The organism is Baekduia sp., from assembly GCF_035318805.1.
Taxonomy (GTDB): Bacteria; Actinomycetota; Thermoleophilia; order Solirubrobacterales; family Solirubrobacteraceae; genus Baekduia.
In genome coordinates, this window is the sequence record NZ_DATHDY010000103.1 from 1 (window position 1) to 12,638 (window position 12,638).

16 protein-coding genes are annotated in these 12,638 nt (G+C 72.7%); 12 read left to right on the forward strand and 4 right to left on the reverse strand.

Translation table 11 applies throughout. The annotated features are described in order from the left end of the window. The 3 genes from VK501_RS21950 to VK501_RS21960 all read left to right on the forward strand — a co-directional run. Window positions 1-877: MBL fold metallo-hydrolase (locus tag VK501_RS21950; RefSeq protein ID WP_324341227.1), on the forward strand; the 877-nt coding region annotated here is incomplete at its 5' end. Window positions 878-939: 62 nt separating this feature from the next. Further along, entirely contained in the window at window positions 940-1,866 is a 927-nt protein-coding gene (metF, locus tag VK501_RS21955; protein ID WP_324341229.1) for a methylenetetrahydrofolate reductase [NAD(P)H], read from the forward strand. 16 nt (window positions 1,867-1,882) lie between these two features. Continuing rightward, complete coding sequence (locus tag VK501_RS21960; protein ID WP_324341231.1) at window positions 1,883-2,662, forward strand: class I SAM-dependent methyltransferase; 780 nt, start codon at window positions 1,883-1,885, stop codon at window positions 2,660-2,662. 72 nt (window positions 2,663-2,734) lie between these two features. On the opposite strand, the gene VK501_RS21965 is transcribed toward VK501_RS21960, so the two are convergent. After that, window positions 2,735-3,025, reverse strand: coding sequence for a hypothetical protein (locus tag VK501_RS21965; RefSeq protein ID WP_324341233.1), 291 nt, complete (start codon window positions 3,023-3,025; stop codon window positions 2,735-2,737). Between the two features lie 23 nt (window positions 3,026-3,048). Between VK501_RS21965 and VK501_RS21970 the strand changes: the two genes are divergently transcribed. The 9 genes from VK501_RS21970 (at window position 3,049) to VK501_RS22010 (ending at window position 10,610) form a co-directional block, all read left to right on the forward strand. Further along, window positions 3,049-4,512, forward strand: coding sequence for a hypothetical protein (locus VK501_RS21970; RefSeq protein ID WP_324341235.1), 1,464 nt, complete (start codon window positions 3,049-3,051; stop codon window positions 4,510-4,512). A 278-nt stretch (window positions 4,513-4,790) separates the two neighbouring features. Then, window positions 4,791-5,261 carry a hypothetical protein gene (locus VK501_RS21975; protein ID WP_414641198.1) on the forward strand — a complete coding sequence of 157 codons (471 nt, stop codon included), beginning with the start codon at window positions 4,791-4,793 and terminating at the stop codon, window positions 5,259-5,261. Between the two features lie 465 nt (window positions 5,262-5,726). Beyond that, window positions 5,727-5,906: a hypothetical protein gene (locus VK501_RS21980; RefSeq protein ID WP_324341239.1), complete on the forward strand. Its 180-nt coding sequence runs from the start codon at window positions 5,727-5,729 to the stop codon at window positions 5,904-5,906. Next, window positions 5,903-6,238: a hypothetical protein gene (locus tag VK501_RS21985; RefSeq protein WP_324341241.1), complete on the forward strand. Its 336-nt coding sequence runs from the start codon at window positions 5,903-5,905 to the stop codon at window positions 6,236-6,238. Before VK501_RS21980 ends, VK501_RS21985 begins: the two co-directional genes overlap by 4 nt. Window positions 6,239-6,387: 149 nt before the next feature. Further along, window positions 6,388-7,317 carry a tetratricopeptide repeat protein gene (locus tag VK501_RS21990; protein WP_324341243.1) on the forward strand — a complete coding sequence of 310 codons (930 nt, stop codon included), beginning with the start codon at window positions 6,388-6,390 and terminating at the stop codon, window positions 7,315-7,317. Window positions 7,318-7,353: 36 nt separating this feature from the next. After that, a complete protein-coding gene (locus VK501_RS21995) occupies window positions 7,354-8,022 on the forward strand; it encodes a SprT family zinc-dependent metalloprotease (RefSeq protein ID WP_324341245.1) in 669 nt (222 codons plus the stop codon). Continuing rightward, window positions 8,019-8,852 (forward strand): PfkB family carbohydrate kinase, encoded by an 834-nt coding sequence (locus VK501_RS22000; protein WP_324341247.1) that lies wholly within the window; start codon window positions 8,019-8,021, stop codon window positions 8,850-8,852. Before VK501_RS21995 ends, VK501_RS22000 begins: the two co-directional genes overlap by 4 nt. After that, window positions 8,849-9,682, forward strand: coding sequence for a helix-turn-helix domain-containing protein (locus VK501_RS22005; RefSeq protein ID WP_324341249.1), 834 nt, complete (start codon window positions 8,849-8,851; stop codon window positions 9,680-9,682). Before VK501_RS22000 ends, VK501_RS22005 begins: the two co-directional genes overlap by 4 nt. A 61-nt stretch (window positions 9,683-9,743) precedes the next feature. Continuing rightward, window positions 9,744-10,610, forward strand: a complete 867-nt coding sequence (locus VK501_RS22010; protein ID WP_324341251.1) for a hypothetical protein — start codon at window positions 9,744-9,746, stop codon at window positions 10,608-10,610. Between the two features lie 9 nt (window positions 10,611-10,619). Here the strand turns inward: VK501_RS22010 and VK501_RS22015 are convergent, their stop codons facing one another. The 3 genes from VK501_RS22015 to VK501_RS22025 form a co-directional block, all read right to left on the reverse strand. Then, the gene (locus VK501_RS22015; RefSeq protein ID WP_324341253.1) at window positions 10,620-11,477 is read right to left on the reverse strand and encodes an aldo/keto reductase; all 858 of its coding nucleotides are present in this window, start codon (window positions 11,475-11,477) and stop codon (window positions 10,620-10,622) included. 10 nt (window positions 11,478-11,487) lie between these two features. Continuing rightward, complete coding sequence (locus tag VK501_RS22020; RefSeq protein WP_324341255.1) at window positions 11,488-11,838, reverse strand: hypothetical protein; 351 nt, start codon at window positions 11,836-11,838, stop codon at window positions 11,488-11,490. A gap of 124 nt (window positions 11,839-11,962) precedes the next feature. Further along, window positions 11,963-12,638 (reverse strand): citrate/2-methylcitrate synthase (locus VK501_RS22025; RefSeq protein WP_324341257.1); only part of this gene is annotated, 676 nt, incomplete at its 5' end.

Sequence of the window (12,638 nt, forward strand, 5' to 3'; positions counted from 1 at the left end):
CGGCGACGGCATCGTGCTGATCGATACCGGCATGCACGAGCCGGGCTCGCTCGGCCACCTCGAGCGCGCGCTGGCCCAGGTCAACCTCAAGCTCGACCACGTGCGGCTGCTGATCTGCACCCACGCGCACTCCGACCACTACGGGCAGGCCGCCACGATCGTGGAGCGCACCGGGTGCGAGCTGTGGATGCACCCCAACCACAACCACATGCTGACGGCGGCGCGCGACCCGGAGGCGGCGTTCGACCGCCGCATCGAGGTCGCCCGTCAGAGCGGCGTCCCCAACGAGCCGCTGCGCCGCTACAGCGAGGCCCAGCGCGGCCGCAACTACGGCATCGCCGGGATCGTCGAGCCCGACCGCGCGTTGGTCCCCGGCGTCGAGGTCCACACCGACCTCGGGACCTGGAACGTCTACGAGACCCCCGGCCACGCGCCGTCGCACGTCTGCCTCTATCAGGAGGACCGCCGGATCCTGATCTCCGGCGACCACCTCTTGGGCCGCGTCTCCCTGTACTACGACTACGGCTACTCGCCCGACCCGGCCGGCGAGTTCCTGCACTCGCTCGACCTTGTGCAGGAGCTCGACGCGCGCCTCTGCCTCGCCGGCCACGGCCGCACGTTCACCGACGTCCAGGCCCACATCGACGCCAACCGCCTGCTCGTTCGCGAGCGCCTGGGCAAGGTCGAGGAGGTCATCCGCAGCGACGGCGGGCTCACCGCCTACGACGCCATCCCGCGCATCTACGGCGAGGCGATCACGCCGCAGAACGCGAACTGGTGGCTGTCGGAGACGCTGGCCTACCTGCGCCACCTCGAGCTGACCGGGCGCGTGCAGCGCATCGACGGCACGCCCGAGCGCTGGGCGTTCGCCGCCTGAAGTCCCTGCAAGGGAGCATGATCCCCAAACCTTGACACGACCGTGTTAGGGTTTGTCGGGCGATGCGCATCGATCAGCTGCTGGCCGGCCAGGACCCGAGCTTCTCCTTCGAGTTCTTCCCGCCCAAGACCCCGCAGGGCGAAGAGAACTTCGAGCGCGCGCTCCAGGAGCTCGCGCCGCTGGCGCCCTCGTTCGTCTCGGTCACCTACGGCGCGGGCGGCACGACGCGCGAGAAGACGGTCGAGACCGTCCGCCACATCAAGCACGAGCTCGGCCTGGAGGCGATGGCGCATTTCACGTGCGTCGGCGCGACCACCGAGGAGCTGCGCGCCACGCTGGAGGAGATCCGCGAGGCCGGCATCGACAACGTGCTCGCGCTGCGCGGCGACCCGCCGCGGGGCGAGAACGAGTGGGTGGCGTCCGACGGCGGCCTGGAGTACTCCCATCAGCTCGTGGCGCTGCTGCGCGACGACTATGACTTCTCGATCGCCGCGGCCTGCTTCCCCGAGACGCACATCCACGCGACGTCGCCCGAAGACGACCTGCGCTACCTCAAGGAGAAGGTCGACGCCGGCGTCGACTTCCTCATCACGCAGTTGTTCTTCGACAACGCGTTGTACTTCGACTTCGTCGAGCGCGCCCGCGCGATCGGCGTCACCGTGCCGATCATCCCCGGCGTGATGCCGATCACCGGCTACGGGCAGATCTCGCGCATCACGACGATGTGCGGCGCGACGATGCCCGAGCACGTGCTCGCCGAGCTCGACGCGCGCAAGGACGACGCGGAGGCCGTCGCCGAGTTCGGCGTGTCCTACGCGACCATGCAGTGCGCCGACCTGCTCGCCCAGGGCGCGCCGGGCATCCACTTCTGCACGCTGAACCGCTCGCCCGCCACGCGCTCGATCCTCAGCGCGCTGCGGCTCTGGCGTCCGTGGGACGCCGAGCGCACCGGCCTCGGCGAGCCGCGCCGGCCGCCGGCGGTCGCGTAGGCGCGGCGGAGCGCCGATGGCCACCACCTGGGGGGTCGGCGAGTACCCGCTGATGGGTCAGCGGCTCAAGCCCGCGGCGCAGCGGACCGTCGACCTCGCGCGCGTCGCGCCCGGCGACCGCGTGCTGGACGTCGCCTGCGGGACCGGCAACGCCGCGCTCATGGCGGCCGCGCGCGGCGCCGCGGTCGTGGGCGTCGACCTCGAGCCGGCGCTGCTGGCCGTGGCGCGGCAGCGGGCGATCGAGCTCGACGTCGGGGTGCTGTGGCGCGAGGGCGACGCCGAGGCGCTGCCCGTCGAGGACGGCGCGTTCGAGGTGGTCGTCTCGGTCTTCGGGATCATGTACGCCTCCGATCAGGCGCGTGCCGCAGCCGAGCTGGCCCGTGCGTGCTCGCCCGGCGCGCGGGTGGTGCTCGCCGGCTGGACGCCCGAGGGGTTCATGTCTGCCATGGGCGCCGCGCTGGCGCCGTTCCTGCCGCCGGTGACCGGATCGGCGCCGCCCTCGCGCTGGGGCGATGCCGCTGCGGTGGGCGAGCTGCTCGGCGGCGCCGGCCTGACCGCCGGCGATGCGCACACCGACCATGTCGCGCTCGACTTCGAGGATCGCCTCAGCGCGGTGGCGTTCCTGGTGCGGACCGCGGGCCACGTCGTCGCGCAGCGTCCGCGGCTGGAGGCGGAGGGGCGCTGGTCGCAGCTGCTGGCGGCCTTGGCCGCCCTGGTGACCGAGCGGAGCGCGTCGCGCGACGGCGGGGTCACGCTGCGCCTGGACTACCTGGTCGCCACAGCGACCAAGTCCTAGGCGGAAGCCTCGCCCAGGGGCTCGTACCCGCGGTCCGGTAGGGACCCGGGCTCCTGGGAGCGACACAGTCTCCTAGGACTCCTGCTCCGACGGCGCCTCGATGTCGAGGCCCTCGGCGACCATCGGCCGGCCGTCGAGCGCGTAGCGGATGTCGACCGAGTCGTGCTGGCGGTAGGTGCCCACGCCCCAGGCGCCGAGGAACCAGCGCCAGCCGCTGACCTTGTCCTTGCGCAGCTCGCGCTCGAAGACCAGCGTCCGGCCCTCCACGACGTAGTCCTCGCCCGCCTTCTGCGGGACACCGGAGAGGAAGACCTCGAACGGCTGCTGCACCTGCGGGGGGAGCCGGACGATCGAACGGGGCATCTGTCGGCATCATGGCGGATCCCATGGACCCGATCCCCGCGTCGCCGATCGTCCGCATCCTCAACGAGGACGTCCGGCGCTACCACCGCTGGTGCACGCCGTCGATCCTGCCGGGCCAGGAGCGGGTCGAGGACTTCTACGCGTCCGACGTGTCGATCTCGGCCGGGTTCTTCGGCACGCTGGTCGACCACACCGGCGTCTTCGGCGAGGCCGAGCGGTTCGCCGCCGCGGCGCAGGGCGCCGACCGCACCATGTTCTCGGTGCACGGCTCGTCGGGCTCCAACTGGGTCGTGCTGCGCATGCTGGCGATGGAGCGCCAGGACGGGCTCGTGCTCGTCGCGCGCAACATCCATCACTCGATGATGAACGCCATCAAGGCGTTCGACCTCGACTTCCGCTTCCTGCCGGCGCCGTACGACGCGCGGTTCGAGGCGCTGCTGCCGCCGAGCGTGGACGACGTCGTGAGCGCGCTGGACCGCTACCCCGAGGCGCTGGCCGTCATCTACACGTCGCCGACCTACGAGGGCCTGGCGGGCAACACGGAGGACATCGTCGCGGCGGTGCACGCGCGCTCCGACGACTGCCTGGTGTTCGTGGACGAGGCCTGGGGCGGGCACCTGCACTTCCACGAGGACCTGCCGTGCTCGGCGATGGCCGGCGGCGCCGACATCTGCGTGCAGTCCACGCACAAGCTGGCCGGCGGCCTGCAGCAGACGGGGCTGATCCATTGGCGGGAGGGGCGCGTCGACAGCGAGCTCCTCGAGGAGGCCTACCGCGAGTACGTGACGACGTCGCCCTCCTACGGGCTGCTGGCCTCGGCCGACGCGGCGGTGCGGGCGCTGGCCGCGCGCGGGACCGACCTGCTCGGCGACTCGATCGCGCGCACCGAGCGGTTCAAGGCCGCGCTGCGCCGCGCGCTGCCCCACGCCGACCTGCTCGACGACCCGCGGTGGCTCGATGCGGTGCGCCGCAACGTGTCGGGCGCCGACCTGGTGAAGACGACGCTCGGGCTGTCGCGGTTCTCGCTGACCGGCTACCAGGTCGCCGAGGCGCTCGTGGAGCGCGGGATCGTCATCGAGAAGGCCGGCGTCTCGACGATCACGCTGATCACCACGTTCCAGCTGGCCGACGAGGCGGTCGACGCCACCGTCGCCGCGCTGAGCGAGATCCTGGAGGGCCGGCAGCTGCCGGGCACCGCCCGCGCGCCGAGCCCCGGCAACCCGTTCGCAGGGATCGACGACCGGCCCGTGATCCGCCCCCACGACGCCAAGCGCCTGGCCAAGTCCATCGGCCGCGAGGTGCCGCTGCGCGACGCGATCGGCAAGGTCGCCGCCGAGGAGGTCGAGGTCTACCCACCGGGCATCCCGCTGATCCTCGAAGGCTTCCGCGTGGGCGCCGACGCCGTCCGCTACCTCGAGCAGGCCCGCGCGAGCGGCGGGTCGATCGTGGCGCGGGACACGTCGCTGGCGACGCTGCGGGTGCTGTAGGGCGGGTGCGGCCCGGGTCGCTGAGCGGTGGGCGGTCATCACTAGAGCGGTGGGGCCGGATCCGAGGGGCGCGCCGCGACCGACAGGGAGGCCAGTCTCGTCGGCACCGCGATGAGAATCGTCGGTGACCTTTTCGGCCATCATGAGCGGCCATGCTCCGACGGCAGAGGCAAGATCGAGTTCTCGCGAAGGCAGACGAACTGTTTGCCCAAGGACGGGCTGAAGAAGCGGTTCGGTGTCTCCGGGACGCCGTGCAGCGGTGGCCCACCGATCCCCATATGGCGGCTGCGCTCGGAGCCTCGCTCATCGATAGCTCGCTTGACCAGGCCGGGCAGTGGTACCTCAAGGCGGCGGAGCTCGCCTGGGACGATCCACGTGCGCTTCCTCAGGCCGCGCTGGGGCTAGCCCACATCCAAAGCTGGGACGAGGCGGAGCGCGTATGTGAGCGCATCGAAGCGCTCGCATCTCCGACGTTCGATTTTGAACCAGAGCTCGATCACGTCCGGGGCAGCATCTTGTTCGGGCGAGAAGGTGCAGCAGCCGCATTGCCACGTCTTCGCGCTGCGCACGACGCGTTGCCGACGCTTGACCATGGAGCTGTCCTGGTCGAAGCGTACGTTGAACTTGAGATGTACCGCGACGCACAACCGGTGATCGAACGCGGTCTACGTTCAAGGCCCCGGCACAGTTATTTACTGAGCATCCGCACGTGGATGGTCGAAGAGGGGCTTTGGGATTCTCACGAGTAGTGCTACGCCAGACGGGTCGCCACCGGCCGGACGTCCGAAGATGCCGGTGAAGGGCCCGGCGATTGCTGCAGGATTGACTGTGTCCGAAGAAGTCGTGCTGCTGGCCTTTGACGCCCGGCGATCGAGGCTTCGTCTAATTGGGTGGATGTGACGCAGCCAACGTACGCGCGAACTTGCGCGTATGCCTACTCGGGCCGTGTGGCCAGGGTGGTCTGAGCTGTCCAGCATGCGTGATATGGCTCAGCGATCGGCACGCAACACCGGAACGGTGCGCCCAATGGGCGTATGTCATACTCCGGACACAAAGGCATGCCCGTAGGCTCGCCCGTCGTGGTGTCACCGGAGCAACTACTCTCTCATGAGGCATCGAGATGGATCGTGTTCATCTGCCCTCTCGGCAGCGCTCCTGGCGCTCGGCGTCTTGAACCGGTTCCACGCAACGCGCCCGCGGGGCCGGTGAGCTCAGTGTCCGACCACGCCCTTGCGGTCATCGGGCGCCATGCATGGAAGCTCTTCCTCGCGCCGCTCTTCTTCGACGTGCCGATCGGGATCAGGATCGCCTGTGCGGTCGCCCTTGTCGTCTCGCTGCTGGTCGACGGCCGGCGACTCTGGCGCGGACGGCGTACGGGTGAGGCGCGCGCATGATCCGCCGCCTCGGCCATCGCGTTGGCGTGTATCTCGGGCTGAGGGAGGATCCAGAGCTTCAGCGTGCGTGGCAGACGGCGGAGGCCGATCCAGCGGTGCTCATCGTCGTCTGGGGGCTGCCGGCGGTGGCACTGGTCATCGGCCTTGGGCTCCTGCTCTGGCATCTGAGCTCGACGTTCTCGCCGGTGCGCCTCGCCGTGCGCGTCGCCGAGGGGATCGCCTTCGCGGTGCTGCTCGCGGAGGTCTTCGCCCGGTGGGTTCCTGCCGTGCGCCGGGCCATGTCCGGCGCCGGCGACGCCGACGACGACGCCCCCGACTCGCACGGCGGCTGACTCGCGGACGATCGACGTCCTGGCCGTCGGGCTGTTCGGGGTGGTCAGCTGGCGACCGAGCGCGGCAGCGGCCGAGGATCGCCTTCGCGAGGGCGTGGGTCGCGCGCTGCGGGGCCTGCAGGCAGGGGCGGACCTGCTGTAGTGAAGGGATGCCCGATCAAGGACAGCAGGCCCATCTGGCGCAGGGCTGGCAGGCGCAGAAGGCCGGCGAGCATGTCGATGCCGAGCGGCTCTACCGCGAGGCATTGGAGCACGACGAGCCCGAGGCGGGCTACTACCTCGGCGAGCTGCTCATCGAGCTGGACCGTTCGGCCGAGGCGGTGCCGGTGCTGCGGGCGGCCGTCGAGGCCGGCGACAACGACGCGCTGATCCCGCTCGGCAACGCGCTGTGGGACCAGAGCGACGTCGCAGGCGCGGAGGCGCGCTACCGCGAGGCGGCCGACCGTGGCGAGCTGGCGGCGGGCCACAACCTCGGGCTGCTGCTCTACGACGAGGGCCGGCTGGCCGAGGCGATCGCGCTGTGGCGCACGACGGTCGTCGTCGGCGAGACCGAGCATCGCCTGCTGGCCAACGCGCTGGCCGACAGCGGCGAGGTCGAGGAGGCGGAGAAGTGGTTCCGCGACGGCGCGGCCGCGGGCGACGCCGAGGCGCTCGTCGATCTCGGCGCGCTGTTGCAGGACGAGGATCGCCTGGACGAGGCCGAGGTCGTGCTGCGCGAAGCGCTGGCCGCGGGGGCGACCGAGGCCTACGTCTTCCTCGCGTCGGTGCTGCGGCTGGACGACCGGGTCGACGAGGCCGAGACGGTCCTGCGCGAGGGCGTCGAGCGCGGCGTCGGGACGGCCGAGACGCAGCTGGCCAACCACCTGAGCGACGCGAACCCGAAGTCGGCCGAGGCCGAGCAGCTCTACCGCAGCGCGGTCGCCCACGGCGATCACGACGCCTACAACAACCTGGGCGTGCTGCTCTGGGACCAGGGGCGCGTGGACGAGGCCGAGCTGGCGTTCCGGTCGGGCGCCGAGCGCGGCGACGAGCTGGCCGCGGGGAACCTCGCCGGGCTGCTGGACGAGCGCAAGGGCTGACCGAGCCGTCGGCCGGTCCGCGTAGCCTGCACGGCCGTGCCCGAGGCCGCTCCACCGTTTCAGTACACCGTCCGCCGCTCCGATCGGGCACGGCGCGTGCGGGTGCGGGTCGACCCGCGGGACGGGGCGGTCGAGGTCGTGCTGCCGCGCCGGGCGGCGGCGCGCGAGGCCGCCGCGGCGGTCGTCGAGCTGCGCGGCTGGATCGCGCGGCGGCACGCCGAGGTCGCCGTTGCGCGGGCGCGCGTGGCCTCGCGCGACGGGACGGTGCCGTTCCTCGGCGTCGACCTCCTCCTGCGGGCCGAGCCCGGGCGCACGCGCGTGCACCGGCGCGGCGACGTGCTGCTCGTTCCGGAGGGCGACGCGCGCCCCGCCATCGAGCGGTGGTACCGGCGCCAGGCGCGCGCCGAGATCGCCCCGCGGCTGGACGCCGCTGCCGCCGCGCTCGGCAAGTCCTACACCAAGCTCACGATCCGCGACCAGCGCACCCGCTGGGGGTCCTGCTCGTCGGCGGGCGCGATGTCGTTCAACTGGCGGCTGCTGCTGGCGCCCGACGCGGTGCTCGAGTACGTCGTGCGCCACGAGGCGTGCCACCTCGCCGTGATGGACCACTCGCCGCGGTTCTGGGGCCTCATGGACCAGCTCATGCCGGGCTACGAGCGACCACGGCGCTGGCTGCGCGACCACGGCGCGACGCTCGTCCTGTGACGCTCGCCGTGGTCGGGCACGTGGAGTGGGTCGACTTCGTCGTCGCCCCGCGACTGCCCGCCACCGGCGAGATCCTCCAGGCCAGCTCTGCCCACGAGGCCGCGGCCGGCGGCGGCGCGATGGCCGCCTACGCGATGCGCTCGCTGACCGGCGCGTGCACGTTCTTCTGCGCGGTGGGCGAGGACCACCGTGCGGCGTGGACCGTGCGCGGCCTGGAGGCCGCAGGGCTCGAGGTGCGTGCCGCCGTCCACGCCGGTCGCACGCAGCGGCGCACCATCACGCACCTGACCGACGACGGCGAGCGCACGATCACCGTGCTCGGGCCGCCGCTGGAGCCGCGGAGCGAGGACGACCTGCCGTGGGACGCGCTGGCGCCGTGCGACGGCGCGCTCGTGGTGACCGGCGACGCCGGCGCGATCCGTGCCGCGCGTGCCGCCCGCGTGCTGGTGTCAACACCGCGGGCACGCGCGGCGCTGCTGGAGGCCGGCGTCGCGGTCGACGCGCTGGTGGGCAGCGCGACCGACCCGCACGAGACGATCGACGACGCGCTGCGGTCGGCGACCCGTCCCCGCTACGTCGTGGAGACCGAGGGCGCGCAGGGGGGTCGCTGGCGTGCCGCCGACGGCCGCTGCGGACGGTGGGAGGCGACCTCGCCGCCGTCCGACCCGGTCGACGCCTTCGGCTGCGGGGACGCCTTCGCGGCCGCGCTGACCGCGGGCCTGGCCTCCGGCCGCTCGATCGAGGAGGCGTGCGCCCTCGGCGCCCGGGTGGGCGCCGCCGTCCTGTGCGAGCGGGCGCCGGCGGTGGGCGACCTGTCGCGCTGGTCGTGAGGCCGGAGCTGCTGGCGCGCTGGAGGTCGACGGCGACGCGCGCCATCATGGAGGGCGTGCTGCCCTCGTACCGGGAGTTCGCTGCGCCGCCGGGCCTCGGGCCGTTCGTCGCGTGCCTGTGGACGTCGCACGACGGCGAGGTGCGGGTGCTGCCGGATGCGTGCGTCGACGTCGTCTTCGGCGGCGGGCGGCTGGTCGTCGCCGGGCCGGCGACCACGGCGACGATCGCGCCCGCCACGCCCGGACAGCGGCGGGTCGGGCTGCGCTTCCGCGTGGGCGCCGCGGGCGCGGCGCTGGGGGTCTCCGCCGCCGAGCTGCTCGATCTGGGCCTCCCGCTCACCGAGCTCTGGGGCCGCGCCGGGCAGCGCCTCGAGGATCGGGTCGCCGCCGCGCCCACGACCGAGGCCCGGATCGCCGTGCTCGCGCGCGGCGTCGCGGACCGCCTGCCGCCGCCGGAAGCGGCCGACCGCGAGGTCCGCCGCGCCGCCGCGGTCCTCACGTACGGCGGCCGCGCCGGCGACGCCCGCCGCGCCGCGCACCTCAGCGAGCGCCAGCTGCGCCGCCGCTTCGACCAGGCCGTCGGCTACGGCCCGGCCACGCTGGCCCGCGTGCAGCGCTTCCAGCGCTTCCTCGCCCAGGCGCAGCGGACGCCTGCGGTGCCGCTGGCGCGGCTTGCCGCCGACGCCGGCTACGCCGACCAGGCCCACCTCGCCCGCGAGTGCCGCCGCCTCGCCGGCCTCGCGCCGACCGCGCTGCTCGCCGCCGGCGCCACCCCGGCCGGGGAGCGGCCCGAGGCGCTCGCGCCGGCCGCCACGCCGGCCGCGGCCTGACCGCCCGCGACACGGCCGAAGCGTTCAAGCGCGACGCCCCGCGGTACGGCAGGCTGGTCGCATGACCGACCTCGCCGCCGCCGCGCAGTTCGTCGCCGCCCACGGGCGCCTGCTCGAGCGCCGTCGCATCGCCCACCTGCTCGGCGACGACGGCAGCACCGCCGGCCCCGTCCTCGCCGCCCTCGAGGCCTACTTCAACCCAGACGGCGGCGTCGGCTTCCTCGAGCCTGACCTGCGCACACCCGCGAGCCAGCCGTCGGCGGTGCTCTACGCGCTCGACGTCCTCGCCGAGCTCGGCGACCCGCCCGACCCGGCCCTGACCACCCCGGCGCTCGACTGGTTGCAGACCGTCACGAACTCCGACGGCGGCGTGCCGTTCGTCCTGCCGACGGCCAAGGGCTGGCCGCACGCGCCGTGGTGGACGCCGCAGGACGATCCCGCGTCCTCGCTGCTGATGACCGCCGGGCTGGCGGCGGCCGTCCACCGGCTCGGCCTCGACCACCCCTGGCTCGCGCCGGCCACCACCTACGTCTGGGACGCCATCCCCGCGCTGACGCCGAGCGACCCCTATACCTTCCGGTACGCCATCAGCTTCCTGGACGCCGTCGGCGACCGCGCCCGCGCCGGCGCCGCGCTGGACGTGCTCGCCGAGCGCGTGCCGGAGGACGGGGTGCTGAAGGTCGCGTCGGGCATCGAGGGCGAGACGCTCGGCGCGCTGGAGGTCGCGCCGCGGCCCGACCACGCCGGACGCCGGCTGTTTGGCGACGAGCTGATCGAGCGCGAGCTCGACCACCTCGCCGAGGAGCAGCGCGACGACGGCGGGTGGACCTTCAGCTGGGCCGCGTGGAACCCCGCCGTCGCCTGGGAGTGGCGCGGGATGGTGACCGTCGAGGCGCTCAAGACGCTGCGCGCCTATGGGCGCCTCTGAGACGGTCGTCTAGGCCGCGCCCTCGAGCGTCGCGAGCTCCGCGTCGGTCAGCCTCAGGTCGGCCGCCGCGACGTTCTCCTCGAGGTGCGCGACCGAGCCGGTGCCCGGGATCGGCAGCACGACCGGGCTCTTGGCCAGCAGCCACGCCAGCGCCACCTGCCCCGCGGTCGCGTCGTGCGCGCGAGCGATCGCGTCCACCACGCCCCCCGGCTTGGCCAGCTCGCCCGCCGCCAGCGGGAACCACGGGATGAAGCCGATGCCCTCGGCCTCGCAGTACTGCAGCACGTCCTCGGACTGGCGCGTGGTCAGGTTGTACAGGTTCTGCACGGTGGTGACCGCGAAGACCTCCTGCGCGGCCTTGATGTCGTCGACCGACACCTCCGAGAGGCCGAGGTGGCGCACGATGCCGTCGTCCTGCAGCGCCTTGAGCTCGGCGAACTGCTCGCCGCGGTCGACCTTGGCGTCGATCCGGTGCAGCTGGAAGAGCTCGATCGTGTCGACCCCGAGCCGGCGCGCGCTCATCAGCGCCTGCTGGCGCAGGTACTCGGGCCGCCCGACGGGCTGCCAGATCTGCGGGCCCTGACGCGTGAGGCCCGCCTTGGTCGCCACGTGCAGGCCCTCGTAGGGGTGCAGCGCGGTGTGGATCAGCTCCTCAGAGACGTGGGGGCCGTAGGAGTCGGCGGTGTCGATGAAGTCGACGCCCAGCTCCGGGAGCCGCTTCAGCACCGCGATCGACTGGTCGGGATCCTTCGGCGGTCCCCAGATGCCGTCGCCGGTGATGCGCATGGCGCCGTAGCCCAGGCGCGTGACTTCGAGGTCGCCACCGATCTTGAAGGTGCCGGAGCCTGCTGCGGAGATCGTCGTCATGCGAACCACGCTAGTACGCGGCGTCGGCCACCACGCGCCGCAGGGCCGCCCAGGCGTCCTCTCGCTCGCCCTGGGGGATCGGAACGCGCCGTACCCGGCCCGTGAACGCCTCGGCGGAGCCGTCGCCGCGCACGTCGATGCCGGCGCGCAGCCCGCGAGGGCCACGCAGCTCGCCGCGCACCGCCACCTGCTGCACCGGCTCGTACTCGCGGCCGAGCACGCGCTCCACTCGCGGCTGCCGGCGTGTGACCGCCACGCGCAGCTCGTGCTCGAGCGCGTCGAGCGCCGCCTCCGCGCTGTCGTGCGAGGTCTTCTCGGTCCGCCCGCGCCGGCGGAGGATCACGCGATAGGTCGCCGCCATGGAGGCGGCGGAGCCTACGCGGCGGCGAGCGGGGCGACCACCTCGTCCACGCCGCGATGACCGGCACAGGAACGTAGCGTCATGCAACCGACACGCTACGCCCCACATGCGCGAGTTCTGTGACCTAGCTCCGGTCCCCCAGCGCGACGTAGTCGCGCGTGCGGTCGCCCGTGTAGATCTGGCGCGGCCGAGCGATCTTCTGCTCCTTGTCCTGCACCATCTCCAGCCACTGGGCGATCCAGCCCGAGGTGCGCGGGATGGCGAACATGACCGGGAACATGTCCATCGGGAGTCCCAGGGCCTCGTAGATCAGGCCCGAGTAGAAGTCCACGTTGGGGTAGAGCTTGCGCTGGACGAAGTACTCGTCCTCGAGGGCGATCTTCTCGACCTCGAGCGCGATGTCGAGCAGCGGGTTGACGCCCGTGACCTCGAAGACGTCGTCGCATGCCTTCTTGATGATCGTGGCGCGCGGGTCGTAGTTCTTGTAGACCCGGTGGCCGAAGCCCATCAAGCGCTCGTTGCCGTCCTTCACGCCCTGCATGAAGTCCGGGATGTTCTCCTTGGTGCCGATGCGCTTGAGCATCCGCAGCACGGCCTCGTTGGCGCCGCCGTGCAACGGGCCGTAGAGCGCGGCGACGCCGGCGGCGACCGCCGAGTAGGGGTCGACCTGCGAGGAGCCGACCGCGCGGACCGCGTTGGTCGAGCAGTTCTGCTCGTGGTCGGCGTGCAGGATGAACAGGATGTCGAGCGCGCGCTCGAGCCGGGGATCCGGCTCGTACTTCAGCTCGGTCATCTTGTAC